The sequence below is a fragment of the Caulobacter sp. CCG-8 genome (assembly GCF_037402475.1).
Classification (GTDB): domain Bacteria; phylum Pseudomonadota; class Alphaproteobacteria; order Caulobacterales; family Caulobacteraceae; genus Caulobacter.
In genome coordinates this window covers 1-25,905 of record NZ_JBBEUD010000020.1, presented here as the reverse complement: position 1 = coordinate 25,905, position 25,905 = coordinate 1, and the positions used below count along the sequence as shown (strand labels likewise).

30 protein-coding genes and 1 other RNA gene are annotated in these 25,905 nt (G+C 70.5%); 17 read left to right on the top strand and 14 right to left on the bottom strand.

What is annotated here, in order from left to right; genetic code table 11:
• The first annotated feature begins 45 nt into the window (after positions 1-45).
• From WAE60_RS18460 to WAE60_RS18415, 10 genes are all read left to right on the top strand, one after another.
• A complete protein-coding gene (locus WAE60_RS18460; RefSeq protein WP_029908825.1) occupies positions 46-1,488 on the top strand; it encodes a porin in 1,443 nt (480 codons plus the stop codon).
• 127 nt (positions 1,489-1,615) lie between these two features.
• Positions 1,616-2,668 (top strand): sulfate ABC transporter substrate-binding protein, encoded by a 1,053-nt coding sequence (locus WAE60_RS18455; RefSeq protein ID WP_029908827.1) that lies wholly within the window; start codon positions 1,616-1,618, stop codon positions 2,666-2,668.
• Positions 2,669-2,827: 159 nt separating this feature from the next.
• Positions 2,828-3,961: a histidine kinase dimerization/phosphoacceptor domain -containing protein gene (locus tag WAE60_RS18450; protein WP_029908829.1), complete on the top strand. Its 1,134-nt coding sequence runs from the start codon at positions 2,828-2,830 to the stop codon at positions 3,959-3,961.
• A gap of 20 nt (positions 3,962-3,981) precedes the next feature.
• On the top strand, positions 3,982-4,449 hold the full coding sequence (locus WAE60_RS18445; RefSeq protein ID WP_029908831.1) for a response regulator: 468 nt from the start codon (positions 3,982-3,984) through the stop codon (positions 4,447-4,449).
• Between the two features lie 3 nt (positions 4,450-4,452).
• The gene (locus tag WAE60_RS18440) at positions 4,453-4,734 is read left to right on the top strand and encodes a SemiSWEET transporter (protein WP_029908833.1); all 282 of its coding nucleotides are present in this window, start codon (positions 4,453-4,455) and stop codon (positions 4,732-4,734) included.
• 93 nt (positions 4,735-4,827) lie between these two features.
• Entirely contained in the window at positions 4,828-5,106 is a 279-nt protein-coding gene (locus WAE60_RS18435; RefSeq protein ID WP_337687809.1) for a hypothetical protein, read from the top strand.
• A 73-nt stretch (positions 5,107-5,179) separates the two neighbouring features.
• Positions 5,180-6,094: an acetylglutamate kinase gene (gene argB / locus WAE60_RS18430; protein WP_029908837.1), complete on the top strand. Its 915-nt coding sequence runs from the start codon at positions 5,180-5,182 to the stop codon at positions 6,092-6,094.
• Positions 6,091-6,750, top strand: coding sequence for a pyrimidine 5'-nucleotidase (locus WAE60_RS18425; RefSeq protein ID WP_337687808.1), 660 nt, complete (start codon positions 6,091-6,093; stop codon positions 6,748-6,750). The genes argB and WAE60_RS18425 overlap by 4 nt, the downstream gene beginning before the upstream one ends.
• Before the next feature lies 1 nt (position 6,751).
• Positions 6,752-7,597 carry a 2,3,4,5-tetrahydropyridine-2,6-dicarboxylate N-succinyltransferase gene (gene dapD, locus WAE60_RS18420; protein WP_029908841.1) on the top strand — a complete coding sequence of 282 codons (846 nt, stop codon included), beginning with the start codon at positions 6,752-6,754 and terminating at the stop codon, positions 7,595-7,597.
• 21 nt (positions 7,598-7,618) lie between these two features.
• A complete protein-coding gene (locus tag WAE60_RS18415) occupies positions 7,619-8,899 on the top strand; it encodes a leucine-rich repeat-containing protein kinase family protein (protein WP_337687807.1) in 1,281 nt (426 codons plus the stop codon).
• Between the two features lie 104 nt (positions 8,900-9,003).
• Here the strand turns inward: WAE60_RS18415 and WAE60_RS18410 are convergent, their stop codons facing one another.
• Positions 9,004-9,459, bottom strand: coding sequence for a cupin domain-containing protein (locus WAE60_RS18410; RefSeq protein ID WP_337687806.1), 456 nt, complete (start codon positions 9,457-9,459; stop codon positions 9,004-9,006).
• 64 nt (positions 9,460-9,523) lie between these two features.
• Between WAE60_RS18410 and dapE the strand changes: the two genes are divergently transcribed.
• The 3 genes from dapE to WAE60_RS18395 are packed head-to-tail and all read left to right on the top strand — an operon-like array spanning position 9,524 to position 12,053.
• Positions 9,524-10,684 carry a succinyl-diaminopimelate desuccinylase gene (dapE, locus tag WAE60_RS18405; RefSeq protein WP_337687805.1) on the top strand — a complete coding sequence of 387 codons (1,161 nt, stop codon included), beginning with the start codon at positions 9,524-9,526 and terminating at the stop codon, positions 10,682-10,684.
• On the top strand, positions 10,684-11,124 hold the full coding sequence (locus WAE60_RS18400; protein WP_337687804.1) for an EamA family transporter: 441 nt from the start codon (positions 10,684-10,686) through the stop codon (positions 11,122-11,124). The genes dapE and WAE60_RS18400 overlap by 1 nt, the downstream gene beginning before the upstream one ends.
• Before the next feature lie 8 nt (positions 11,125-11,132).
• A complete protein-coding gene (locus WAE60_RS18395; protein WP_337687803.1) occupies positions 11,133-12,053 on the top strand; it encodes a glutaminase in 921 nt (306 codons plus the stop codon).
• A gap of 367 nt (positions 12,054-12,420) precedes the next feature.
• Here WAE60_RS18395 and truA read toward each other — a convergent pair whose 3' ends face one another.
• Both truA and fmt read right to left on the bottom strand, forming a co-directional pair.
• Positions 12,421-13,167: a tRNA pseudouridine(38-40) synthase TruA gene (gene truA / locus WAE60_RS18390; protein WP_029908853.1), complete on the bottom strand. Its 747-nt coding sequence runs from the start codon at positions 13,165-13,167 to the stop codon at positions 12,421-12,423.
• Positions 13,167-14,093: a methionyl-tRNA formyltransferase gene (fmt, locus tag WAE60_RS18385; RefSeq protein WP_337687802.1), complete on the bottom strand. Its 927-nt coding sequence runs from the start codon at positions 14,091-14,093 to the stop codon at positions 13,167-13,169. Before fmt ends, truA begins: the two co-directional genes overlap by 1 nt.
• A gap of 127 nt (positions 14,094-14,220) precedes the next feature.
• On the opposite strand from fmt, the gene WAE60_RS18380 reads away from it, so the two are divergent.
• A complete protein-coding gene (locus tag WAE60_RS18380; protein WP_337687801.1) occupies positions 14,221-14,580 on the top strand; it encodes a cell surface protein in 360 nt (119 codons plus the stop codon).
• 100 nt (positions 14,581-14,680) lie between these two features.
• On the opposite strand, the gene def is transcribed toward WAE60_RS18380, so the two are convergent.
• Both def and WAE60_RS18370 read right to left on the bottom strand, forming a co-directional pair.
• A complete protein-coding gene (gene def, locus WAE60_RS18375) occupies positions 14,681-15,202 on the bottom strand; it encodes a peptide deformylase (protein WP_029908859.1) in 522 nt (173 codons plus the stop codon).
• A gap of 220 nt (positions 15,203-15,422) precedes the next feature.
• Positions 15,423-16,709, bottom strand: a complete 1,287-nt coding sequence (locus WAE60_RS18370; protein ID WP_337687800.1) for a DNA recombination protein RmuC — start codon at positions 16,707-16,709, stop codon at positions 15,423-15,425.
• A 78-nt stretch (positions 16,710-16,787) separates the two neighbouring features.
• Here WAE60_RS18370 and WAE60_RS18365 point away from each other — a divergent pair, with 78 nt between their 5' ends.
• Positions 16,788-17,648, top strand: a complete 861-nt coding sequence (locus WAE60_RS18365) for a DUF2520 domain-containing protein (RefSeq protein ID WP_337687799.1) — start codon at positions 16,788-16,790, stop codon at positions 17,646-17,648.
• A gap of 156 nt (positions 17,649-17,804) precedes the next feature.
• On the opposite strand, the gene recR is transcribed toward WAE60_RS18365, so the two are convergent.
• From recR to ffs, 5 genes are all read right to left on the bottom strand, one after another.
• Positions 17,805-18,407, bottom strand: a complete 603-nt coding sequence (gene recR / locus WAE60_RS18360) for a recombination mediator RecR (RefSeq protein ID WP_029908863.1) — start codon at positions 18,405-18,407, stop codon at positions 17,805-17,807.
• Positions 18,407-18,844: a nuclear transport factor 2 family protein gene (locus WAE60_RS18355; protein WP_337687798.1), complete on the bottom strand. Its 438-nt coding sequence runs from the start codon at positions 18,842-18,844 to the stop codon at positions 18,407-18,409. The genes recR and WAE60_RS18355 overlap by 1 nt, the downstream gene beginning before the upstream one ends.
• A gap of 173 nt (positions 18,845-19,017) precedes the next feature.
• Positions 19,018-19,347, bottom strand: coding sequence for a YbaB/EbfC family nucleoid-associated protein (locus tag WAE60_RS18350; protein ID WP_337687797.1), 330 nt, complete (start codon positions 19,345-19,347; stop codon positions 19,018-19,020).
• Between the two features lie 33 nt (positions 19,348-19,380).
• A complete protein-coding gene (locus WAE60_RS18345) occupies positions 19,381-21,240 on the bottom strand; it encodes a DNA polymerase III subunit gamma/tau (protein WP_337687796.1) in 1,860 nt (619 codons plus the stop codon).
• Between the two features lie 84 nt (positions 21,241-21,324).
• Positions 21,325-21,417: signal recognition particle sRNA small type (gene ffs, locus WAE60_RS18340), an RNA gene on the bottom strand.
• 91 nt (positions 21,418-21,508) lie between these two features.
• Between ffs and nudC the strand changes: the two genes are divergently transcribed.
• Positions 21,509-22,453: an NAD(+) diphosphatase gene (gene nudC / locus WAE60_RS18335; RefSeq protein WP_029908872.1), complete on the top strand. Its 945-nt coding sequence runs from the start codon at positions 21,509-21,511 to the stop codon at positions 22,451-22,453.
• 111 nt (positions 22,454-22,564) lie between these two features.
• Here the strand turns inward: nudC and WAE60_RS18330 are convergent, their stop codons facing one another.
• The 4 genes from WAE60_RS18330 to WAE60_RS18315 all read right to left on the bottom strand — a co-directional run bounded on the left by WAE60_RS18330 (position 22,565) and on the right by WAE60_RS18315 (position 25,207).
• Positions 22,565-22,981, bottom strand: coding sequence for an MAPEG family protein (locus WAE60_RS18330; RefSeq protein ID WP_029908874.1), 417 nt, complete (start codon positions 22,979-22,981; stop codon positions 22,565-22,567).
• Positions 22,982-23,091: 110 nt separating this feature from the next.
• Complete coding sequence (locus WAE60_RS18325; RefSeq protein ID WP_337687795.1) at positions 23,092-23,541, bottom strand: hypothetical protein; 450 nt, start codon at positions 23,539-23,541, stop codon at positions 23,092-23,094.
• A gap of 80 nt (positions 23,542-23,621) precedes the next feature.
• Positions 23,622-24,470 (bottom strand): prephenate dehydratase, encoded by an 849-nt coding sequence (locus WAE60_RS18320; protein WP_337687794.1) that lies wholly within the window; start codon positions 24,468-24,470, stop codon positions 23,622-23,624.
• Positions 24,467-25,207 (bottom strand): 3-deoxy-manno-octulosonate cytidylyltransferase, encoded by a 741-nt coding sequence (locus WAE60_RS18315; RefSeq protein ID WP_337687793.1) that lies wholly within the window; start codon positions 25,205-25,207, stop codon positions 24,467-24,469. The genes WAE60_RS18320 and WAE60_RS18315 overlap by 4 nt, the downstream gene beginning before the upstream one ends.
• A gap of 159 nt (positions 25,208-25,366) precedes the next feature.
• Here WAE60_RS18315 and WAE60_RS18310 point away from each other — a divergent pair.
• Positions 25,367-25,905: cytochrome c family protein (locus tag WAE60_RS18310; RefSeq protein ID WP_337687792.1), on the top strand; the 539-nt coding region annotated here is incomplete at its 3' end.

Genomic DNA, 25,905 nt, shown 5'->3' with positions numbered 1-25,905 from the left:
TCCACCGCAACAGCGACGCCGGCCGGGCGTCGAGAGGGGAAGACCATGACCAGAACACAGAAAGCCCTGCGCGCGGCCCTGATCGGCGGAGCCTCGCTCGTCGCCATGACCGGCGCGGCGCAGGCCCAGACCCTGACGCCCGAGCAGCAGCAGGCCCGGATCGAGGCGCTGGAAGCCCAGATCGAGGCCCTGTCCGGCCAGATCGCCGACCTGAAGGCCGCGACCGCCGCCAGCCTGAAGGACGTGCGCGCCGCCCAGTCCCAGACCACCGTCAGCGTCGCCAACGGCAAGCCCACCATCGCCTCGGGCGACGGCGCCTTCAGCGCCAACATCCACGCCGTGATGCAGCTGGACGCCACCTGGTACAACCAGGACAGCAACCTGCCGGCCAACACCGTGGGCCGCGACCTGAACAGCGGCACCAACTTCCGCCGCGCCCGCCTGGGCGTCGACGGCAAGGCCTTCAAGAACTTCGACTACGGCATCCTGCTGGACTTCGGCGGTTCGGGCACCGACGGTCCGGGCGCGCTGCAGGAGATCTACCTCCAGTACAACTACGCGCCGTTCAAGGTGAAGGTCGGGGCCTTCGCGCCGAACCTGGGCCTGGAGGACGCCGCCTCGACCAACGGCTCGCTGTTCCCCGAGCGCCCCGCCGGCGCCGAAGCCGCCCGCGGCCTGGCCGGCGCCGACCGCCGCATCTCGCTGCAGGCCCAGGCCGTCGGCGAGCGCTGGATCGTCTCGGGCGCCGTGACCGGGGCCAAGACCGGCGACGGAGCCACCTTCGACGAGCAGCTGGGCTATGTGGGCCGCGTCGCCTTCATCCCGTTCAAGGGCTACGACTGGCTGACCCATGTCGGCGTCAACGCCAGCAAGATCGCCCAGCCCGCCCAGATCGCCGCCGGCGGCGCCTATCCGATCACGGTCGAGGATCGTCCCGAGCTGCGCACCGACGGCACCCGCCTGGTCAGTTCCGGCGCGATCGACTCGTCGGGCGCCCGCCACTACGGCTTCGAACTGGCCGCCCAGAAGAAGAACTTCCTGATCCAGGGCGAGTACTTCGACATCGCGCTGGACCGCCGCAACAAGCCGGCCAACGTCACCGATCCGAAGTTCTACGGCTGGTACGTTGAAGGCGGCTGGGTGCTGACCGGCGAGCAGCGCAAGTACAATCCCGCCAACTTCGCCTTCGACGCCCCGGCCATCGACAATCCCTTCGATCCGAAGAAGGGCCAGTGGGGCGCCTGGGAACTGGCGGCGCGCTACTCGGTGCTGGACGTCAACCACCACGAATACGCCACCGTCGCGGCCGACCGCGTGCGCGGCGGCGTGCAGGAGATCGCCACCGTCGGCCTGAACTGGTTCCCCAATTCGGTGACCAAGTTCTCGCTGGACTATCTGGACGTCGACGTCGACCGTCGCGACGCCAGCGGCGCCCAGATCGGCCAGAGCTACAAGGCCGTCAACCTGCGCAGCCAGTACGCGTTCTAGGAATAGGCGAACCGGCGTCCCCGCGTCGCGGGGGCGCCGGCCGGCGCCTCCCGCGGCGTCGCCAGTCCGGGCCAGGCTGGTCGCAAAGCGTTCAAAAGATCCACCTTCTCACGCGAGCAACATCGCCATGATCAAAGATCTCAAAGCCCCCACGCGTCGCGGCCTCCTGGGCTCGGCCACCGCCGGCGCCGCGGCCCTGGCCGTCCCCGCCGCCCTGGCCGGTTCGGCCCACGCCCAGGGCGCCAAGCCGGTGACCCTGCTGAACGTCAGCTACGATCCGACCCGCGAGCTCTACAAGGACATCAACGCCGCCTACGCCAAGTACTGGAAGGAGAAGGTCGGCCAGGACCTGACCATCAACCAGTCGCACGGCGGCTCGGGCAAGCAGGCCCGCTCGGTGATCGACGGCCTGCAGGCCGACGTCGTCACCCTGGCGCTCGCCTACGACATCGACGAGATCTCGGCCAAAGCCAAGCTGCTGCCGGCCAACTGGCAGTCGCGCCTGCCGCAGAACTCGACCCCCTACACCTCGACGATCGTGTTCCTGGTCCGCAAGGGCAACCCGTGGAAGATCAAGGACTGGGGCGACCTGATCAAGCCGGGCATCGACGTGATCACCCCCAACCCGAAGACCTCGGGCGGCGCGCGCTGGAACTACCTGGCCGCCTGGGCCTGGGCCCTGAAGCAGCCGGGCGGCAACCCCGCCAAGGCCGAGGCCTTCGTCACCGAGCTGTTCAAGCACGTGCCCGTTCTGGACACCGGCGCCCGCGGCGCGACCACCAGCTTCACCCAGCGCGGCCTGGGCGACGTCCTGCTGTCCTGGGAGAACGAGGCCTACCTCGCCCAGGAGGAACTGCCGGGCAAGTTCGACATCGTCTATCCGTCGCTGTCGATCCTGGCCGAGCCGCCGGTGGCCCTGGTCGACAAGAACGTCGACCGCCACAAGACCCGCGTCGTGGCCGAGGGCTATCTGAACTTCCTCTACAGCCCCATCGCCCAGGACCTGATCGGCAAGAACCACTACCGCCCGCGCAACGCCCAGGCGGCCGCCAAGTACGCCGGCAAGTTCAAGTCGATCCCGCTGGTGACCATCGACGACACCTTCGGCGGCTGGAAGAAGGCCCAGGCCACCCACTTCAACGACGGCGGCGTCTTCGACCGGATCTACAAGCCCCGGTAAGCCGGCCTCGACCTTCCAGACCCTGGCGGCGGGAACCTTCGGGTTTCCGCCGTCTTGCGTTTCGCGGGACGGCGTTTTGGGTCAATGTCTGGAACCCGACCGCCAAAACGGCGTTCTGGGGAGCCACGGGGCATGTCGTAAAGGTCGGGCGTCCAGCGAATGACGGACATATTGCGGTCGGAACGGGCGGCGGAAGAACTGGCGGCTGAGCATGGGGCCGGCGATCCGTTCGCGGCGGCGATCCGCGCCACCCGCATGGCCATGATCGTCACCGACGCCCGCCAGCCCGACCATCCGATCATCTTCGCCAACAACGCCTTCCTGGCCCTGACCGGCTATCATCGCGACGAGGTGATCGGCCGCAACTGCCGCTTCCTGCAGGGACCCGACACCGATCCGGCCGCGATCGAGAAGCTGAGCGCGGCCGTCGCCAACGGCGAGGATATCGCCATCGACATCCTCAACTACCGCAAGGACGGCTCCACCTTCTGGAACGCCCTCTACCTGTCGCCGGTGCGCGGCAAGGACAGCGAGATCGTCTACTTCTTCGGCTCCCAGCTGAACGTCAGCGACAAGAAGCGCGTGGAGTTCGAGCTGGACGACACCCGCGACCGGCTGGAGGCGGCCGTCGCGGCCCGCACCGCCGACCTGACCCAGGCCCTGCAGCAGAAGACCGCCCTGCTCCACGAGGTCGACCACCGGGTCAAGAACAACCTCCAGCTCATCTCGTCCCTGCTGCTGCTGCAGAACCGCCGGGTCACCGATCCGGGGGTCAAGAACAGCCTGCGCGGCATGCTGGAGCGGGTCAGCGCCATCGCCACCGTCCACCGCCGCCTGTTCCAGAGCGAGGACGTCGAGCGCTTCGACGTCTCGGCCTTCGTGCGCGACCTGGTCAGCGACATGATGGGCGCGGCCCGGCGCGACGACATCAAGGTCAGCCTGGACCTGGAGCGCATCGACATCGCCGCCTCCAAGGCCGCGCCCCTGGCCCTGGTGATCAGCGAGCTGTTCTCCAACGCCCTGCGCCACGCCTTCCCGCCAGAGAGCATGGGGGCGGCCGTGGACGGCCGCGCCGGTGAGATCCTGGTGCGGATCACCCGCCAGGACGCCGAATTCCGGATCGAAATCGCCGACAACGGCGTTGGGGTGGAGAATTCCGCGTCGTCGGGCGGATTCGGTCTGACCATCGTCCAGCTGCTGTGCCAGCAGTTGAAGGCGCGCTCGGAGACCACGCCCGCCGATCCCGGAACCCGCGTGGTGGTGCACCTGCCGGTCAACGGCGTCCATCACTGAGACAAGGTTTGGATTAGGTGATGACCGAGCGTCCGCTCGACGTTTTGATCGTGGAAGACGAGGTCCTGCTGGCCACGGAACTGGAGTTCCTGGTCGAGGAGGTCGGCTGCCACGCCGTGGGCCTGGCCATGAGCTCGGACGAGGCCAAGGCCCTGGCCTGCGACCTGCGCCCCGACCTGGCCCTGGTCGACGTCCACCTGCGCGACGGTCCGACCGGCGTCGAGGTGGCGCGCACCATCCACGACGACTGCGGCGGCGTGGCCCTGTTCATGACCGCCAACGTCAAGCGCCTGCCCGACGACTTCGCCGGCGCCTGCGGGGTGATCGGCAAGCCCTATTCCGAGCACGGCGTGAAGACCGCCCTGACCTATCTGACGGTTTGCCTGCGCGAGGGCCAGGCGCCCGGCCCGCCGCCGGTCGGCCTGGAACTGGCCCCGGCCTACGCCCAGCGTTGGGGCCTGCCGGGCCTGGCCCGCGCCACCGGCTAGGCGATGGGCGTTCCGCTGATCGCCTCGGTCGTGGGGACGGCCGCCGCCCTGCTGTCGATCACCAGCTTCGCCCCGCAGATCGTCAAGATCTGGAAGGAGAAGGACGCGGAGTCGGTGTCGCTGCGCACCTATCTGGTCACCGTCACGGGCTTCGCGTGCTGGATTGCCTACGGCGTGCTGATCAAGGCCTGGCCGGTGATCGCCTCCAACACCGCCTGTCTGCTGATGTCCGGCGCGGTGCTGGCCCTGAAGTGGCGGTTCGGACGCAAGGACTCCGATCGATAACAACGTTACTTGATCCGGGAAGCGCGACAGTAGAGGCTGGGTCGGATCGCAGCGGCCGTTTTCGGGGGAGCCGCTCGCACCCAGGGGCCTTCCATGAACCGGAAACATCTCGCCGGCGCCGCCGTCCTGGCCGCGCTCCTCTCGACTTCGGCCTGGGCGCAGCAGTCGCCGGCTCCGGGCAGCCTGGAGGCGATCCAGGCCCTCCAATGCGACGCCAAGAAGGCCCAATGCAGCTTCAAGGCCTGCCCCACGGGCCAGAGCCCCGTCATGACCACGGCGCCCTGTGAGTGCGTCTGCAAGGCCGGCGAGGCCAAGCCGCCGATGACGCCGCTCCCGCCGCCGCCGTTGGTCCCGGTCGCGCCTCGCCCCTGAGCCGCCGTTTTTGGTGACAGGGGGGACGGGGTCCGCTATCGAGGCGCGCCTTTCGCCTTACAGGACCGCCGCCTTGACCGACGTCGCCGAGGAAGCGGGCTGGGCCACGGCCAAGACCCTGGCCGAAGCCCTGCCCTATATCCAGATCTACGACCGCGAGACGGTGGTCATCAAATATGGCGGCCACGCCATGGGCCAGGAGCAGGTGGCCAAGCTGTTCGCGGCCGACGTCGTGCTGCTCAAGCTGCTGGGCGTGCACCCCGTCGTGGTGCACGGCGGCGGCCCGCAGATCAGCCGCATGCTCGACAAGGCCGGCGTGAAGTCGACCTTCGTGGACGGGCTGCGCGTCACCGACGAAGCCACCATGGAAGTGGCCGAGATGGTGCTGTCGGGCGCCATCAACAAGGAAATCGCCAGCTGGATCACCCAGGCCGGCGCCGAGGCCGACGTGCGCGGCGTGGGCCTGTCGGGCAAGGACGCCCGCCTGATCACCGCCGAGAAGGTGACCCGCACCCGCAAGGATCCGGACAGCAACATCGAGCAGGCCGTCGACCTGGGCTTCGTGGGCGAGCCGACCAAGGTCGACCCGCACCTGATCCAGGCCCTGCTGACCTCGGAAACCGACTACATCCCGGTGATCGCCCCGATCGGCGTCTCGGCCCAGGGCGAGACCTTCAACATCAACGCCGACACCGTGGCCGGCGCCCTGGCGGGCGCCCTGAAGGCCAAGCGGATGCTGATGCTGACCGACATCAAGGGCGTGCTCGACGCCAACGGCGAACTGATCCGCCAGATGACGCTGGACGAGGCCCGCGAGCTGATCACGTCGGGCGTCGCCACCGGCGGCATGATCCCCAAGTTGGAGAACGCCATCCACGCCGTGGAGAGCGGCGTCGAGGCCGTGGTCATCCTGGACGGGCGCCGTCCCCACGCCATGCTGGTCGAACTGTTCAGCGAGCATGGCGCGGGTACGCTGATCTCGAAATGACGGTCGATCTCGCGCATGTCGAGACCTGGCTGTTCGACCTGGACAACACCCTCTATCCGGCCGAATGCGAGTTCATGGCCCTGATCGAGGGCAAGATGACCGACTTCATGGAGCGGACCACCGGCCTGCCCCGCGAAGAGGCCCGGGCGATCCAGAAGCGCTACTACCTCGAGCACGGCACCACCCTGGCCGGGCTGATGGCCCATCACGGCCTGGAGCCCAAGGCGTTCCTCGACGAGGTGCACGACGTCTCGATGGACCGGCTGACGCCGGACCCGGCGCTGCAGGCGGCCGTGGCGGCCCTGCCCGGCCGGCGGCTGGTGTTCACCAACGGCTCGCTGGGCCACGCCGAGCGGGTGCTGGCGCACCTGGGCCTGGCGCACCTGTTCGAGGACGTCTTCGCCATCGAGACGGCCGACTACATCCCCAAGCCCGCCATGGCGACGTTCGAGAAGGTGGTGGCCCGCCACGCCTTCGCCCCGCCCGCCACGGCCTTCTTCGAGGACAGCGAGAAGAACCTCGCCCCCGCCGCCCTGCTGGGCATGACCACCGTCCTGGTCGGCGCCCACGCGGCCGCCTCGACCGCCGACTTCGTCCATCACCGCACGCACGACCTCGCCGGGTTCCTGACCTCGGCGCGCCTGAAGGAAGCCTGACATGACCGCCCTGACCCTCGCCGACTTGCAAGCCGAAGTCGAAGCCGCCTGGGAGGCCCGCGACGGCGTCTCCACCGCCACCACCGGCCCGGTGCGCACGGCGGTCGAGGAGACCCTGCTGCTGATCGACGCCGGCAAGGCCCGGGTGTCGGAGAAGATCGACGGCGAGTGGACCACCCACCAGTGGCTGAAGAAGGCCGTGCTGCTGTCGTTCCGCCTGAACCCCAACAAGGTCATGCACGCCGGGACCCTGGGCGGCGCCGTGGGCCCGTGGTGGGACAAGGTCCCCAACAAGTTCGACGGCTGGGACGCCCCGCAGTTCGAGGCCGCCGGCTTCCGCGCCGTGCCCGGCTCGATCGTCCGCCGCGGCGCCTATGTCGGCAAGAACGTCATCCTGATGCCGTCGTTCGTGAACATCGGCGCCTATGTGGACGACAGCACCATGGTCGACACCTGGGTGACGGTCGGCTCGTGCGCCCAGATCGGCAAGCGCGTCCACCTGTCGGGCGGCGTGGGCATCGGCGGCGTGCTGGAGCCCCTGCAGGCCAACCCGACCATCATCGAGGACGACTGCTTCATCGGCGCCCGTTCGGAAGTGGTCGAGGGCGTCGTCGTCGGCGAGGGCAGCGTCCTGTCGATGGGCGTGTTCATCTCGGCCTCGACCAAGATCGTCGACCGCGCCACCGGAGCGGTCCACATCGGCAAGGTGCCGCCCTACAGCGTCGTCGTCCCCGGCAGCCTGCCCGACCCGAAGGGCGGCCCCAGCCTGTCGTGCGCCGTCATCGTCAAGACCGTGGACGCCAAGACCCGGTCGAAGACCTCGATCAACGACCTGTTGCGCGACTAAGCGTCGAAGACGAGGGCGTCCATGATCCAGACCCTGGACGCCCTGCGTCGCGGCGCGCTGGCGGGCGCGCGCGAGCTGACGCTGCGCGAGGGCCTGACCGAGTTCCCCCGCGAGATCCTCGACCTGGCAGACACCCTGGAGGTGCTGGACCTCAGCGGCAACGCCCTGACCGGCCTTCCCGACGACATCGGCCGGCTGGGCCGCCTGCGGGCCCTGTTCTGCTCGAACAACCGCTTCGACCGCCTGCCGCCCGGCCTGGGCGACTGCGCGGCGCTGAGCCAGCTGGGCTTCCGAGGGTGCGGCCTGCGGGAAGTCCCCGCCGAGGCCCTGCCGCCCGCCACGCGCTGGCTGACCCTGACCGACAACGCCGTCGAGACCCTGCCCGACGCCCTGGGCGAACGGCCGGCGCTGCAGAAGCTGCTGCTGGCGGGCAACCGCCTGACGGCCCTGCCGGAAACCCTGGCGGGCGCGGCGAACCTGGAGCTGCTGCGCCTGGCCGCCAACCGCCTGGAGGCCCTGCCCGCCTGGCTGGCCGAGGCGCCGAGCCTGGCCTGGCTGGCCTGGGCCGGGAACCCGTTCGACCAGGGCGAGCCCAGCGCCCCCGAGGCGATCGCCTGGTCCGTCCTGAGCGTCGAGCGCCTGCTGGGCGCGGGCGCCTCGGGCGAGGTCCATCGGGCCCGGTGGACCGACGGCGCCGCGGCCCGTCCCGTGGCCCTCAAGCTGTTCAAGGACGCCATGACCAGCGACGGCCTGCCCGAGCGCGAGATCGCCGCCTGCCTGGCCGCCGGTGTCCACGCCAACCTGACCGGCGCCCTGGGCCGCCTGGCCGATCATCCCCACGGCGCGCAGGGCCTGCTGATGCCGCTGTTGCCGGAGGACTGGCGGGCCCTGGCCGGGCCGCCCAGCCGGGCCAGCTGCAGCCGCGACGTCTACGCCCCGGAACTGCGGCTGGACCTCGACGTCGCCCTCCGCCTGGCCCGGGACGTCGCGGCCGGCGCGGCGCACCTGCACGCGCGCGGCCTGTCGCACGGCGACCTCTACGCCCACAACACGCTGTGGGACGGCGCGACCGGCGCGGCGGTGCTCAGCGACTTCGGCGCCGCCTCGTTCCTGCCGGAGGGCCTCGGCGACCCGCTGGCCCGGCTGGACGTGCTGGCCTGGGGCCGGCTGCTGGGCGAACTGCTGGAGCGGACCGTGCAGCCCGCCCCGCCCGCCGTCCGGACCCTGCTGGCCGACTGCCTGAACCCCGCCCCCCACGCCCGGCCGAGCCTGGCCCACGCCCTGGACGTCCTGGCCGCCTGACGAGCCCCGGACGGGGACATGCCCATGGGCGTGTCCCCACGGCTTGGCTCGCTGGATGCTGATGGGGACACGCCGCGAGGGCATGCCCCCGGCTCCGTCCCCGCCTAGTACGGCGTCCCGTCCCTGTGGCGGTAGATGTCCTCCCCCGCCCGCGCCACCATGTCGATGTCACTGTAGGTGCAGGTGTCCTGCTCCGGCCGGCGCGAGCCCATCTCCAGCAGCACGGCCTCGCGGTCCGAGCGGTTCTCCAGGTGGTGGCCGTTGGCGACCCCGGCCTTGAAGCCCGCGCAGTCGCCGGCCCGCAGCACCGTCTCGGTCCCGTCCTCGACCAGCACCACCTCGCCCTCGACCACCCAGACGAACTCGTCCTCGGCGCTGTGCCAGTGGCGCTGGCTGCTCCACTGCCCCGGCGGCAGGCGCATCAGGTTGACGCCGAACTGGTCGAGGCCGGCCGCGTCGCCGAGAGCCCGGCGGCGACGCTCGCGGCACGGCGCGTCGTGCGGCGGCGGATAGTTGCTTCCCACGCGCAGCGGCGCGGCTTCGATGTCGATCTTGGGCATGGCGATCCGTGGAAGAAGCTTGCGCGGTTTGCGTCGGGCCTGAGGTAAGCCTAAAGCCAGGACAATGACTGACAACAGCCTCGCCCCCACCCTCGATCCCGTGGCCCTCGCCCAGGCGCTGATCCGCCGTCCGTCCGTGACCCCGGCCGACGAGGGGGCGATGGACGTGCTGCAGCGGCAACTCGAAGCGCTCGGCTTCAGCTGCCGCCGCATGAAGTTCGGCGAGATCGAGAACCTCTACGCCCGGCGCGGGACCGCGCGGCCCAACCTCTGCTTCGCCGGCCACACCGACGTGGTGCCCGTCGGTGACGACGCCGCCTGGACCGCTGGACCGTTCGAGGCCGAGATCAAGGACGGGGTCCTGTTCGGCCGGGGCGCGGTCGACATGAAGAGCGCCATCGCCGCCTTCGTCGCCGCCGTCTCGCGCCTGCCGCAGGACCTGCCGGGTTCGCTGAGCTTCCTGATCACCGGCGACGAGGAGGGCGTGGCCGAGGACGGCACCGTCAAGGTCGTCCAGGCCCTGGCCGCCGAGGGCGAGGTCATCGACCATTGCATCGTCGGCGAGCCGACCAGCGCCAACCTGCTGGGCGACATGGTCAAGATCGGCCGGCGCGGCAGCATCAACGCCTGGATCGCCGTGGACGGCAAGCAGGGCCACGTGGCCTATCCGCACCGCGCCGCCAACCCGATCCCGGTGATGGTCGACATCCTCACCCGCCTGCAGAGCCGGGTGCTGGACGACGGCTATACCGGCTTCCAGCCCTCGAACCTGGAAGTCACCACGGTGGACGTCGGCAACACCGCCACCAACGTCATCCCCGCCTCGGCCAAGGCCCGGATCAACATCCGCTTCAACCCGGCCCACAAGGGCAAGGACCTGGCCGCCTGGATCGAGCAGGAGTGCCGCGAGGCCGCCGAGGGCTTTTCGGGCCGGGTCGAGGCGCTGTGCAAGATCAGCGGCGAGGCCTTCCTGACCGAGCCGGGCGCCTTCACCGACGTGATCGTGGCCGCCGTCGGCGACGCCACCGGCCGCGTGCCCGAGCTCTCCACCACCGGCGGCACCAGCGACGCGCGGTTCATCCGCAGCCTGTGCCCGGTGGTCGAGTTCGGCCTGGTCGGCTCGACCATGCACCAGGTCGACGAGCGGGTCCCGGTCCAGGAGGTCGAGGCCCTGGCCGACATCTACCAGGCCCTGATCGGCCGTTATTTCGCGGCCTTCGCCTGATGGGCCGCGCCGCCCTGGCTAGCTGGCCCTTCTGGGCGCTCGCCTCGGCGGTCTTCGCAGCCCTGACCGCCATCCTGGCCAAGGTCGGGATCGACGGCGTCGGCTCCAACCTCGCCACCTTCATCCGCACGGTGGTGATCCTGGGCTTCGCCGGCCTGATCCTGACCGTGGCCGGCGAGTGGCGCGCCCCCGGCTCGATCGCCCCGCGCTCGTGGATGTTCCTGGTGCTGTCGGGCCTGGCCACCGGGGCCTCGTGGCTGTGCTACTTCCGGGCCCTGAAGCTGGGCGAGGCGGCCAAGGTCGCGCCGGTCGACAAGCTCAGCGTCGTGTTCGTGGCGATCATCGCCGCCGTGTTCCTGGGCGAGAAGCTGTCGCCGCTGAACTGGCTGGGCGTGGCCCTGATCGCGGCGGGGGCGGTGCTGGTGGCGGTTCGGATCTAGGGACGCGCATGGACGAGCTTTCGATCGCCGACGTCCTGGCCGAGGTGGCCGTGCTGGTGAAGCCGTACTTCGGCAAGGGCCGCCCCGCCGACTACATCCCCCAGCTGGCCTGCGTGCCGCCGACCAAGTTCGGCATGGCCGTGCGGCTGGTCTCGGGCGAGGAGGCGGTGATCGGCGACGCCGACGAGGGCTTCTCGGTCCAGAGCATCACCAAGGTCTTCTCGCTGGGGCTGGCCTTGAACCGCTTCGGCGACGAGGTCTGGACCCGGGTCGGCAAGGAGCCGTCGGGCACGCCGTTCAACCACCTCTCCCAGCTGGAATCCGAGGAAGGCGTGCCGCGCAACCCGTTCATCAACGCCGGGGCCATCGCCGTCTGCGACCAGCTGATGGACGTGTTCAAGGACCCGCCGGCCCTGGTGCGCGGCTTCGCGGGCTTCCTGGCCGGCGAGAAGGTCGAGATCGACGAGACGGTGGCGGCGTCCGAGCTGGCCAACGCCTGGCAGAACCGGGCCATCGCCAACCTGATGCGCGGCAAGGGCACGATCCACCACGACCCCGAGGCCGTGGTCGCCGCCTATTGCCGCCAGTGCGCCCTGACCATGAGCTGCCGCCAGCTGGCCCGCGCCATGCTGCCCCTGGCCGCCGGCGGCTTCTCGCCGATCGTCGAGGAGACGATCTTCCCCGAGCGCCTGTCGCGCCGCCTGAACGCCCTGCTGCTGACCTGCGGCATCTATGACAGCGTCGGCAGCTTCGCCTACCGCGTCGGCCTGCCGGCCAAGAGCGGCGTGGGCGGCGGCATCGTCGCCATCGTGCCGGGCAAGGCGGCGATCGCCGTGTGGTCGCCGGAGCTGGACCGGTTCGGCACCTCGGTGGTGGGGACCGTGGCCCTGGAGCGGTTCAGCCAGCTGACGAATTGTTCGGTGCTGTAGGCCGTAACGCGTCTTGAGCTGGATCAAGGCCGACGCCGGGCGCGTCGGGGAAGCTTCGCCGTCATCCCAACGGAGAGCTTCCATGCCCCCTTTCCTCACCCTCGTGGTCGTCGCCTTCGGCGCCTTCATGCTGGCCCTGGCGGTCGGCCAGATCCAGACGGCGCGGGCCGAGCGGGCGAAGAAGCGGTGAGATTGGCTCGAGGGATCAGCTCAAAACCGTTGTCATCCCGGAAGCCTCGTAGAGGCTGTCCGGGACCCAGGGGACTGGGCTGATACGGTGCGGTTCACCTGGGTCCCGGACAAGCGCTGCGCGCTTTCCGGGATGACAACCGTGGGGTCGGCATAAAGAGGCTTGGGCTCTTCGCCCCTACTCCCCCTCGTACCCCACGCCCGTCAGGTACAGCCCGTCCGACGGCGCCACCGGGCCGCAGGCCGTGCGGTCCCTGGCCTCCAGTGCGGCCTTGAGGTCGTCGGCGGTCCAGCGGCCCACCCCGACCTCGACCAGGGTGCCGGTCATCGACCGCACCTGTCGGTGCAGGAACGAGCGGGCCTCGAACACCAGATGGACCTCCTCGCCGACGCGGCTGACGCGGGCCACGTCCAGGGTCTTGAGCGGCGACTTCGCCTGGCAGGCCATGTCGCGGAAGGTCGTGAAGTCGTGCAGCCCGACCAGGGCCTGGGCGGCCGCGTGCATGCCCTCGGCGTCGAGGGCTTTCTTCATGTGCCAGACCTTGCCCTTGTCGAGGGCCGGCGGGGCGCGGCGGTTGAGGATGCGGTAGAGGTAGCGCCGCTCGTCGGCCGAGAACCGGGCGTGCCAGCCCTCCGGCGCGACCGACGCGTCCAACACGCTGACCGCCTCGCGCGTCAGGTGGGCGTTCAGGGCGTTCATCACCGTCTCGGCCGGCCAGTCGCGCTCGAGATCGACATGCACCACCTGGCCCGTCGCGTGGACGCCGGTGTCGGTGCGGCCGGCGGCGGCCACGCGGATCTCCTGGCCGGTGAAGGCCTTCACCGCCGCCTCCAGCGCCCCCTGCACCGACGGCTGCGAGGCCTGGGCCTGGAAGCCGTTATAGGGCCGGCCGTCATACTCGATCGTCAGGCGGTAGCGGGGCATCAGGCCAGGACCGTTCCGGCCGCCAGCGGGAAGCCGCGCAGGAAGACCTCGGCCTCCTGCACGCCCTTGCCCTCGCGCTGGGCCTTGAGCAGGCGCACCGCGCCCTCCCCGCAGGCGATCAGCAGGGCGTCGTCCAGCACCGCGCCCGGCGAGCCGTCGGCGTCCTCGACGCGCGACAGCAGGGCCTTCACGCGGACAGGGCCCTTGTCGGACGGCGCCTCGAACCAGGCGCCGGGGAACGGCGACAGGCCCCGGATGTGGCGGTCGACCTCGGCGGCCGGACGGGTCCAGTCGATGCGGGCCTCGGCCGACTTGATCTTCTTGGCGTAGGTCACGCCCTCTTCCGCCTGCGGGACCTCGCGGGCCGCGCCGCGCTCGATGGCGGCCAGGGCGACGGGCAGCATGCGCGAGCCGACGGCGGCCAGCTTGTCGTGCAGGCTGCCGGCGGTCTCCAGGGCGTCGATCCGCACCTGCTCGCCCATCAGCACCGGGCCTTCGTCCAGGCCCTCGCTCATCCGCATCACCTGGACGCCGGTCACCGCGTCGCCGGCCATGATCGCCCGCTGGATCGGGGCGGCGCCGCGCCAGCGCGGCAGCAGGCTGGCGTGCAGGTTGAAGCAGCCCAGGCGCGGGGCCTCCAGCACGGCCTTCACCAGGATCTGGCCGAAGGCCACCACCACGGCGGCGTCCAGGTCGAGCGCCTGGAAGGCCGCGATCTCCTCGGGGGTCTTCATCGACACCGGCGTGCGCACCGGCAGGCCCAGACTCTCGGCGAAGGCGTGGACCGGCGAGGGCTTCAGGTCCTGGCCGCGACCGCGCGGGGCGGGCGGTTGGGAATAGACGCAGGCGATCTCGTGGCCGGCGGCGACGAGTTCGGCCAGGCAGGCGACGGAGAAATCGGGGGTTCCGAGGAAGGCGAGGCGCATGGCGGACGTTTAGACGGCCCAGGCGTTCTTAGAAAGGCTGGCGCGAAGAGGGGGGGTGCGACATGAGTCGGAACCTCGACCATGGACCGCCGTTCTATGGGCGACGCCATTTCCAGGAGGAAACGCCATGCGCTCCATCGCCCTCTTCGCCGTCGCCGGCCTGGCCGCCCTGTCGCTGGCCGCCTGCTCGGACGAGCACGCCACCCAGATCAAGGAAGGCGCCAAGGCCGCCGGCACCGAGATCAAGCAGGCCGCCGTCGACATCAAGAACGACCCCGACGTCAAGGAAGCCGGCACGGCTCTGAAGGAAAGCACCGAGGAAGCCGCCGCCGACGCCAAGGTCGCGGCCGGCGAGGCGGTCGACAAGGCCAAGGAGGCCGGCGCCAAGGCCGGTCAGGAAACCAAGGAAGCCGCGGCCGACATCAACGCCGACGCCAAGAAGGCCGGTTCGAACGCCAAGAAGGAAGTCCACGAGGCGACGAAGTAGGCGTCGGCGCGCGAAGAAGGGGACACACACTCACGGCAAGGCTTGCGCCGACTGGGCGCGGTCGTGGGGTGAGTGTGTGTCCCCCACGTCGTCCGCTGAGTTAGGCCGCGCGGCGGGCCTTCTTGACCTTGCTGATCGCCCGGTCGCGCTTCAGGCGCGACAGGTGGTCGATGAACAGCACGCCCTTCAGGTGGTCCATCTCGTGCTGGATGCAGACGGCGAACATGCCGTCGGCCTCTTCCTCGATCGGCTGGCCCTGGTAGTCCAGATAGGTCAGCTTCACGCGGGCCGGGCGCTCGACGGCGTCGTAGACCTCGGGCACCGACAGGCAGCCTTCCTCGTACGAGAACAGCTCCTCGGACTCCCAGGTGATCTTCGGATTGACGAAGTAGCGCGGGGCCGGCTCCTCGCCCTCGCGGGCCAGGTCCATGACGATGACATTGACCAGCTCGCCGACCTGCACGGCGGCCAGGCCGATGCCCGGGGCGTCGTACATGGTCTCCAGCATGTCATCCATCAGGGCGCGCAGCGCGTCGGTGACGGCTGGCACGTCCTTGGAGACCTGCTTCAGGATCGCCAGATCGGCGGAATTATCGACGGTGAGGATGCGACGGATGGCCATAACGACTGTCAGGTAAGCGCCGCGCCGCCCGGGGTCAAGGCGACGGAGGGACGCGGCCCGTGGCCGCACCTCCTCAAAAATCCGCTCATCCCGGCGAATGCCGGGACCCAGATGGAATGGCGGTGGGACGGACACCACGACCTCAGCGCCCTTCCAATCAACCGCTCCGCCTTAGGATCTGGGTCCCGGCATTCGCCGGGATGAGCGGAGATGGAGGGCGCTAGGACTTGGCCTGCAGCTTCGGCGTTTCGTCCGCCGCCAGCTTGATCAGCGGCCGCACCGAGCCCTCGACCGGGGTCAGCTCGCTGATCTCCTTGCCCTCGTGGTCGACCGACAGGTCCTCGAAGCGGCGGGCCTGGGTCAGGACCTGGCTTTCCAGCGAGCCGACGAACTGGTTGTAGCGGCCCACGGCCGCCTCCAGCGCCTTGCCCACCGAGCCGGCGTGGGCGCCCATCACGGCGATGCGCTTGTAGAGCTCGCGGCCCACCGCGACGATGTTGGCGGCGTTCTTGGCCTGGTCCTCGGCCCGCCAGCCGTAGGCGACGGCCTTGCACAGGGCGAACAGGGTGGTGGGGGTGACCAGCAGCACCCGGCGGTCCATGGCCTCGGTCATCAGGTCGGGCAGGCGGTCCAGCGCGGCCGCGAGGAAGCCGTCGCCGGGCACGAACATGGCCACGAAGTCGGGCGAGCCCTCGCTGGCGAACTGGTCCCAATAGGCCTTCGCCGAAAGGCCCTGCATGTGGGCGCGGACGCTGGCGGCGTGGCGGGCCAGGGCGCTTTCGCGCAGATGCTCCTCGGTGGCCTCCTGGGCCTCGAGGAAGGCGTTCAGCGAGCACTTGGCGTCGATCACGAACACCCCGCCGCCCGGCATCTTGACCTTCACGTCGGGGCGGCGACGGCCCTCCTCGCTCTCGACGCTGAACTGCTCGACGAAGTCGAAGCGGCTGTTGAGGCCAGCGGCCTCAAGAACGTTACGTAAAGTCTGCTCGCCCCAACGCCCCTGGACCCCGGCCCCGCGCCGCAGGGCGGCCGACAGCTTGCGGGCCTCGAACTGGGTGGCGGTCGAGGCCTCCATCAGGGCGGCGATCTGGGCCTTGAGGCCGCCGGTCTCTTCCGCCCGCGCCTTCTCGACGGCGGTGACCTGGGCCTCGAACTTGGCCAGGGTCTCGGCCACGGGCTTGAGCTGGGCCTCCAGGCGCTGCTGGCTGAGCAGTTCGCGGCTCTTGAAGTTCTCCTCGGTGCGCTTGATCAGGGCCTCGGCCACCGTGTTGGCGGTCATGGTCGCCTGCTGGGCGGCCTGGGCGCGGATCAGTTCGGCCTGGGTGGCGGCCTGGTCCTCCAGCAGCCGCGCGCGCTCGCCGGCCTGGACCAGCTGCTCGTTCAGTTGCCAGGCCTTGGCCTCGGCCCGGGTGGCGCGGCCCAGGGCCCAGACGGCGAACGCCCCGGCGGCGACGGCCGCCAGCAGCAGGACCAGGGCGAGGATCAGGAACGGATCGGAGAAGTTCATGCTCCGTTCTTAGCCGGAGTCGCCGGTTCCAGGAAGGGCGCGCTCGAAAGCCCGGCGGCGAGCGGCTAGAGAGGGGCCATGTCACGACTCTGGATCATCGGACCCGGCGCGGTCGGCAGGACCCTGGGACGGCTGTTCCATGACCGGGGCGTCTTCGCGGTCGCCGGGATCGTCGGGCGGGCGCGGGCGAGCGCCGAGGCGGCGCGGGCCTTCATCGGCGGCGGCCAGGCGGCGGACGCGGCCACGCCCACGACCGGCGACGTGGTGATGATCTCCACCCGCGACGGCGAGATCGACGCGGTCGCCGCCGCCCTGGCCGACGGCGTCGATCCGGCGGGGCTGGTCGTCTTCCACTGCAGCGGGGCGCGGGACCTGGCGCCGCTGGAGCCCCTGCGCCGGCGCGGGGCGGCGGTGGCGGCCCTGCATCCGGTCAAGGCCTTCGCCGATCCGGCCCGCGAGGTCGCCACCTTCGACGGCGTGGTCTGCACCCTGCAGGGCGATGCGGCGGCCCTGGCGGTGCTGGCCCCGGCCGTGGCGGCCATCGGCGGCGCACCGGTGGTGCTGCCGCAGGGCGTCGACCGGCGGCTCTATCACGCGGGGACGGTGTTCGCCTCGAACTACCTGGCGGCGCTGGTCCAGGCCGGGCTGGACGCCCACGCGGCGGCGGGGATCGACGGCGAGACGGCCCTGAAAATCCTGTCGCCCATCCTGCGCGACGCCCTGGACGCGATCCTGGACAAGGGCCCGGTCGCCGCCCTGACCGGGCCGATCGCGCGGGGGGATGCGGCGACGGTCGCGGCGCAGGTGGAGGCGCTGGCGGCGCGGGACGCGGGGCTGGCGGAGCTCTATGCGGCGCTGGGGCGGAAGACGGTCGAGCTGGCGCGGCGCAAGACGCCGGGGCTGGCGCTGGGGGCGGTGGCGGAGGCCCTGAAGCGTTAGTCGCACACTTACTTGCCCCCACCTGGCGACTGCGTCGCCTGTCCGCCCCCGTAGGGGGCGGAGCCGCACGGCGCCGGCGGTTCGAAGGCTCCGCCCCCTACGGGGGCGGACAGACCGCGAAGCGGTCAGGTGGGGGCAAGGGGGTGAGCCACCGACCTAAGCCGGCCGACGCGCCCGCAGCGCCTGGGCGATGGTCCCGTCGTCCAGCCAGTCCAGGTCGCCGCCCACCGGCACGCCCCGCGCCAGCATGGTCACCGACACGCCCGTCGGGGCCAGGCGGTCGGCCAGGTAGTGGGCCGTGGTCTGGCCGTCGACGGTGGCCGGCAGGGCCAGGATCACCTCGGCGATCTCGCTGGCGTTCGCCCGGCCCAGCAGCTCGCCCACCCGCAGCGCCTCGGGACCGATGCCGTCCAGGGCCGAAAGCAGGCCGCCCAGCACGTGGTAGCGGCCCTTGAACGAGCCGCCGCGCTCCATGGCCCAGACCGAGCCGACCTCCTCGACCACGCACAGCAGGCGGTTGTCGCGGGTGGCGTCCGAGCAGATGGCGCAGGGGTCGGAGGTGTCGAGCGAGCCGCACACCGAGCAGGTGCGCACCTTGGCCTGGGCCTCGACCATGGCCGCCGTCAGCGGCGCCAGCAGGGTGTCGCGCTTCTTCAGCAGGGCCAGGGCCGCGCGCCGGCCCGAGCGCGGACCCAGGCCCGGCAGCTTGGACAGCAGGGCGATCAGGCGCTCGATCTCGGGTCCGGCGGAGGCGGCCATCAGGGTTTCGCGACCCGCGTGACCTGCGAATAGACCACCCGCCACTGGCCGTCGCGCTTGGCCCAGGTGTCGACGAACCGCACGACGAGCGCGAAGCGCTGGCCGCCGTCGGTCCCGGTCATGTTGACCCGGCCGCCCAGCAGGGCGGTGTCGCCGAACACCTTCTCGACCGGCTCCTCGATCGTGAACGGGTCCAGCTTGAAGCCGGGGGCCACGTAGTCGGCGATCAGCCGCGCCTTGTCCTGGACCTGGCCCGCGCCGTTGACCAGCACGTAGTCGTCGGCCACCAGCCGCTCCAGCGCCGCGCGGTCGCCGTTCACCTGGGCCGCGTCATACGCGTGCGCCGCCGCGGCCAGGTCGGCCGGCAGGGGCGCGGCCAGGGCGCCGCCCGGAACGGTCAGCGCCAGGGCGATCAGGGCGGTACGGAAATGGAGCATTTGATCTCCTGGTTTCTTTGATCCCGCTCATCCCGGCGAATGCCGGGACCCAGATGGAATGGCGGTGCGACTGACGCCTTGGGCTCGGAACCCTTCCCGTCAACCTCTCCGCTTTGGGATCTGGGTCCCGGCGTTCGCCGGGATGAGCGGAGTATGGAGCGAACCGGAAAGGCCTAGAACTTCATACCCGGCAGGCCGCCCATCATCCCGGCCATCGGGCCGGCGGCTTCCTGCAGCATCTGCTCGCGCTGGCCGTTCAGCTTGGACAGGGCCACGGCGTGGGCGGCGACGACCAGGTCGGCGATGACCTCGCCCTCGCCGGGCTGGATCAGCTCCTCGTCCAGGACGACCTTCAACAGCTCGCCCGAGCCCCGGAGGGTGACGGTGACCATGCCGCCGCCGGCGGCGCCTTCGGCCGTCAGCTCCAGGATTTTGGCTTGGGCGTCGGCCAGCTTCTGCTGCATGGCCTGGGCCTGCTTCATCAGGCCGCCGAGGTCTTTCATGGGGTCACTCCAGGTCTAGGGGACGCGCGCGCGTCATTCTTCCAGTTCGTCCGGCTCGATCGGCGGCGCCTCGGGCGTCATGATCGTGCGGACCTCGACGATCTCGGCGCCGGGGAAGGCGTCCAGCACCGAGGCGACGAAGGGATCCGAGCGGATCGCGTCCATCTCCTCGCGCTGCTCGCGCTTCTGGCGCTCCATCAGGCTCTCGGCCCCGCCGCCGCCCTCGGCCGCCACCAGCCAGGGCTGGCCGGTCCACTCCTTCAGCGCGCGGACCAGGCGTCCGGCCAGGTTGCCGGGCGCGCCGGGCGCGGCCTCGAAGGTGATCGCCCCGGGACGGAAGCTGATCGGGCGGACATATTGCTCGACGTCTAGGCGCAGGCCGATGTCGCGCTTCTCGGCGATCAGCTTCACGACGTCTTCGAACGAGGCCAGGACCGGCGCGGCCGGGGCCATCGGCGCGGCCATCACCCGGGCCTGGGGGTTGACGGCCCCGCCGCCTCCGCCGCCGATCGAGCCGCCACCACCGCCGCCCGGACCGCCGCCGACCGGCTGGCCGTCGCGCAGGGCCTTCAGGGCTTCCTCGGGACCGGGCAGATCGGCCGCGTAGCACAGGCGGATGATGGCCATCTCGGCCGCGGCCATGGCGTCGGGCGCGCGGCGCACCTCGTCATGGGCCTTCAGCAGCATCTGCCACAGGCGCGCCAGGGTCCCCGGCGAGGTCTGGGCCCCGATGGCGGTCAGGCGGGCGGCCTGCTCCTTGGGCATGGACAGGGCGTCGGGCCCCAGGGCCTTGGCCACCGACGCGGCGTGGCAGTGGTCCAGCAGGTCGAGCATGACCACCGCCGGATCGGCCCCGAAGCCCCAGAGGGCGCGGAAGCCCTTCAGCGACTCGCCAGGCTTGCCGCTCATGACGTTCTCGAACAGGGCGATCGTCTGGCCGCGGTCGGCCAGGCCCAGCATGTCGCGGACCACGGCGGCCGTGACGGTCGAGCCGCGCTCGCCCTGGACGATGGCCTGGTCCAGAAGGGAGAGGCCGTCGCGCACCGAACCCTCGGCGGCGCGGGCGATCAGGGCCAGGCCGTCTTCCTCGACCTTGGCCCCCTCCTTGGCGGCGATCCGGCCGAAGTGCTTGACCAGCACGTCCGGCTCGACCCGGCGCAGGTCGAAGCGCTGGGTGCGCGACAGGATCGTCACCGGCACCTTGCGGATCTCGGTGGTGGCGAAGATGAACTTGGCGTGCGGCGGCGGCTCTTCCAGCGTCTTCAGCAGGGCGTTGAACGCCGCCGTCGACAGCATGTGCACTTCGTCGATGATGTAGACCTTGTAGCGCGCCTCGACCGGGGCGTAGCGCACCCCGTCCAGCAGCTCGCGCATCTCGTCGACCTTGGTGCGGCTGGCGGCGTCCAGCTCCAGCACGTCCATGTGCCGGCCTTCGATGATCGCCTTGCAGTGCCGTCCTTCGACGGTCAGGTCGACCGAGGGACCGTGGACGGTGTCGGTCTCGTAGTTCAGGGCCCGGGCCAGCAGGCGGGCGGTCGTGGTCTTGCCGACGCCCCGCACGCCGGTGAGCATGAAGGCGTGGGCGATGCGGCCGGTCGAGAACGCGTTGGCCAGGGTGCGGACCATGGCCTCCTGGCCGATCAGGTCCTCGAAGGTGCGCGGCCGGTACTTGCGCGCCAGCACGGTGTAGGCGGCGTCGGGATCGCTGAGGCTCTCGGCCGTCGGCGGCGCGGCCGGCGCCGGGGCGGCGGGCGCGGAGTCGGGCGTACCGGCTTGCAGCGGCTCGTCAGCAGGAGGACCGCCGAAGATGTCGACGGTGTTCTCGTCGCGTTCGGCGGGCTCTTCATCCCACGGCGGCGCGGAATCGGTCGTGAGGTCGTCGTGGTCGGCCATGGCGTGAGTGTAGTGTGCGGAAGGGCGCAGCAAAAGGCTCGCGCCGCGCTTGGGGCGTTGTTGCTGTCGGAATTTGGGGAAAGGTGGAGACCGGCAGACGACCCGGAGCGAAACTCGTTGTGGCTGCTGCCTCTCGGCCCTGACCAGGTTGGCGAGGACTCCGCCCGTCGCCGATCTCCAAGGCCTATATCGCGACTCAACGCCCGCGATGCAAGTCACAAGCTCCGGAGCCGTGACGACTCTTCGTCGCGGATGTTAGAGATTCGTCATGGCTCTTTCGATCATCACCAACATCTTCGCCGGCAATCCGCTCGACCGCGCCAGCGAGCGCCGGGGCGACGAGGCCTGGCTGGCCGAGAAGGCCGACGACCCGCACTCGCTGGCCGTGGCCATCTGGAACGGCAAGGCGCTGGTCGAGGACATCACGGACGAGGAGGGCAAGGTCAGCGGGGCCCAGATCGCCTATCTGCGCGCCGACATGGCCAAGGACCTGTCGGCCACGCCCGAGCGCCTGCTGTTCCTGGGCCTGTGGAAGGACATCGCGGTGTTCGCCGTCGACCTGGAGGGCGGGGCCGATCCGGCCGAGGGGCCGCTGCAGGGGCTGGGCCGGTTCGAGGAGCTGCGCGGCGTCGCCCTGACCCTGCCGCCGCCCGACGCCGGCATCCTGGCCACGGCCAAGTCGATGTTCGAATGGCGGCGCAAGCACAAGTGGTGCAGCAACTGCGGCCAGGAGACCAACGTCACCGACGGCGGCTGGAAGCGGCAGTGCTCCTCGTGCCAGACCGAACACTTCCCGCGCACCGACCCGGTGGCGATCATGCTGGCCCTGCACGAGGGCCGCTGCCTGCTGGGCCGCCAGGCCGGCTGGCCGCCCGGCATGTACTCGGCCCTGGCCGGCTTCGTGGAGCCCGGCGAGACGATCGAGGAGGCCTGCGCCCGCGAGCTGATGGAGGAGGCGGGCCTCACCGCCGTCGCCGTCCGCTACCACTCCAGCCAGCCCTGGCCGTGGCCCTCGTCGCTGATGATGGGCCTGATGGCCGACGTCGACAGCGACGTGGCCGCCCCCGACCAGACCGAGCTGGAAGCGGTGAAATGGTTCACCAAGGACGAGGCCAAGGCCCTGATCCGCGGCGAGCTGGAAGGCTTCTTCGCCCCGCCGCCCCTGGCCATCGCGCACCAGCTGATCAAGGCCTGGGCGGAGGGGGAGGACTAGATCCTCCCCCTCAGGGGGAGGTGGCCCGCAGGGCCGGAGGGGGTTTCACCCGCCGGCTCGGCAAGCCCCCTCCGTCGCTCCGCGACACCTCCCCCAAGGGGGGAGGATCTTCTAGCCGAACAGCACCAGCAGCTCCCGCACCACCATCCACGCCAGGGCGATGGTCGACAGCGAGAACAGCAGGAAGCGCACCAGCACGATGTTGACGCTGACCTGCACCAGGCTGTGCAGCACGCGCAGGGCGACGAAGGCCCAGGCCAGCTTGACCGCCAGGGGATCGCCGTGGCCGGCGACCTGGATGGCCAGGGCGGCCGCGTAGAAGATCGTCGGCTGCTCCATCAGGTGGTTGTAGTTGTCGGCCGCCTGGCGGGCGGGCGCGGGCAGGCCGTTCAGGCTGCCCGGAAAGGCCGCGTCCTGCGGCTTGATCCCGGCCTTGCTCATGGCTGGCATGCGCTGGACGTACATCCACAGCCAGATGACCAGCGACCAGGCCACCAGCGCCATCACCGGCGCGATCAGGGTGTTCATTGTCGTTCCCTCCCCGGAACTCTTGCTTGTGCCGGGGAGGTTAGTCGCGGAACGCCGTTATGGCGAAGCCTGCCGCGACGTCAGGCCCGGTCAGGCGAGATCAGGCGAGATCAGGCCGCGGGCGAGAAGCGCGCCCGGATCGCGGCGGGGACCGCGCCGAGCAGCAGGCCGACGCCCAGGGGCGCCAGCGCTTCGGCCAGGCTGGGCGCGATCACGATCAGCTCGCTGGTGTGCGTGGCCTGCACGGCCCGGACGATGGACAGGATCGTGAACAGCGTCGCCACCAGCCCCAGGCCGGGCGGCAGGAGGCTGAGGATCGACAGCGCCGAGGGATCGTCGGCGCGCGCCTTCGTCAGGCTGCCGACCGCAAGGGCCGCGATCCAGATCCCCAGGCCGATCAACACCAGATAGATCATCTTGGTCAGCAGGCCGGCCGTGATCACCAGGAGGCCGAAGGTGGTCAGCGGATTGGCCGGCATGCCCGCCCAGATCGCCAGGCCGATCGCCCCGACCAGCACCGCGCCGCCCGCGAGGCCCAGAATCCACGGCAAGCTCTTCATCACTCTAGTCCCCCGAGCGCGGCCGGAAGCGACCGCGCCAAGGTCAAGCTAGAGACAACCGCCGAGGGTCGCAACGCCGCCTAGACGCGATCCCGGAAAGGGTCGGCCGGATAGACGCCCAGAACCTCGAACTTCTCGGAGAAGAACTTCAGCTCGTCGAAGGCCAGGGCCAGGGGTCGGTCCTCGGGGCGGCCGTCGACCTCGGCGTAGAAGAAGGTGGCCGTGAAGGCCCCGCCCTCCATGTAGCTTTCCAGCTTGGTCATGTTGACGCCGTTGGTCGCGAACCCGCCCAGCGCCTTGTAGAGGGCGGCCGGCAGGTTGCGGACCTTGAACACGAAGCTGGTCACGCAGCGGTGGGTGAACGGCGGCGCGGCCGGCGACTTGTCGGCCGTCATCACCAGGAAGCGCGTGGTGTTGTTGCGCTCGTCCTCGATGTCCTTGGCCAGGATGTCCAGGCCGTAGATCTCGGCGGCCAGGGCCGGGGCCACGGCGGCGCGGGTCGGGTCGGGCTTCAGGGCCAGGGCCTTGGCGGCGCCCGCCGTGTCGCCGGCGCTCTCGTGGGCCAGGCCCAGCTTCTTGAGGCTTTGGCGGCACTGGGAAAGCGCGATCGGCATCGAGCTGGCGATCTTCACCGTCTCCAGCGTCACGCCCTTGTTGGCCATCAGCTGGAAGCGGATCGGCTTGAAGCGCTCGCCGATGATCTTCAGGCCCGAGGCGGGCAAGAGATGGTGGACGTCGGCCACGCGACCGGCGATCGAGTTCTCGATCGGGATCATGCCCAGCTGGCAGGCGCCCGACTTGATGGCCTCGAACGCCTCCTCGAAGGTGGCGCAGGGCACGGCCTCGTAGTCGGGGAAATAGGTGCGGCACGCCTCGTGGCTGTTGGCGCCGGGTTCGCCCTGGAAGGCGATCTTCTTGAGGATGCTCATGCTGACTTTCCGGCCGCGTAGGCGCGGGCCGCTTCAAGGTCGGAAGGATTGTCGACGGAGATCGGGGCCTCGGCGGCCACGGCGGCGCGCAGCTGCAGGCCCAGTTCCATGGCGCGCAGCTGCTCCAGCTTCTCGCGCTTCTCCAGCGGCGAGGGCGGGGCGGCGTTGAAGGCTTCCAGCGCCGCGCGGCGATAGCCGTAGATGCCGATGTGCCGCCAGATCGGCGCGTCGCCGTAGAGGGTGGAGCGGGTGAAATAGAGGGCCCGACCCGACAGGCCGTCCTGCTCCATGGCGAGCACGGCCTTGACGACGTCGGGATTGGACCGGTCGGCGGGCGAGGCTTCCGGCGCGACCACGGTGGCGATGTCGCAGCCCGGATGGGCGCCCAGCAGGTCGGCGCAGGCGCTCAGCACCGAAGGCTGCACGAACGGCATGTCGCCCTGCAGGTTGATGACCACGTCGTGGCGGCGCTCGGGATCCAGCTCCTCCAGGGCCGCCAGGATGCGGTCCGAACCCGAGGGCAGGCCCGGATCGGTCAGGACCGCCGTGCCGCCGGCCTTCCGGACCGCATGGACGATCGAGATGTCGCCCGCCGCCACGGCCACCGGGCCGATTCCCGCGGCCTGGGCCTGGCGCAGCACGCGCACGATCATCGACACGCCGCCGATGTCGGCCAGCGGCTTGTCGGGGAGGCGGGTGGCCGCCATGCGGGCCGGAATGACGACGATGGGGTTCATGAGAGGCCGATGCGGGGTCAAAACCGTTGCTGCCCGGTTGCGCCCCGGGCGGTAGCGTGTAAGAGACGCGAGCGCAACATGGAGCGCGCGGGGGAAACCTCCGGGCGCGGAATTCGGGCCTGTCGTCGGACGGCCCCCAAGAGGCTGGTAAGGCTTTAGATGAGCGACCTGACGTTCAACAAGATCTTCGGCGGCGTCCTGCTGACGGGCCTGATCATTTTCGGTCTCAAGGAAGGCTCGGACATCGTTTTCGCCAAGCACGAGCTGGAAAAGCCGGGCTACGCGATCGCCGTGGCCGAAGAGGCCGGTGAAGGCGGCGCCGCCGCCGAGGTCGCGCCCGACTGGGGCAGCGTCCTGACCCCCGCCAACGTCGCCGCCGGCCAGGCCGTCAGCGCCAAGTGCGCCTCGTGCCACAACTTCACCGCCGAGAATCACACCGGCCCCGGCCTGTTCGGCGTCGTCGGCCGCAAGCCCGGCACCCACGCCGGCTTCGCCTATTCGTCGGCCATGGTCGATTACGGCAACAAGAATCCGGTCTGGGACTACGACAAGCTGGACACCTTCCTGAAGGCGCCGGGCAAGGACGTCTCGGGCACCAAGATGACGTTCGTCGGCCTGAAGAAGCAGGAAGACCGGATCGCCATGATCGCCTACCTGCACAGCCTGGGCTCGACCCTGCCGATCCCGGCCCCGAAGCC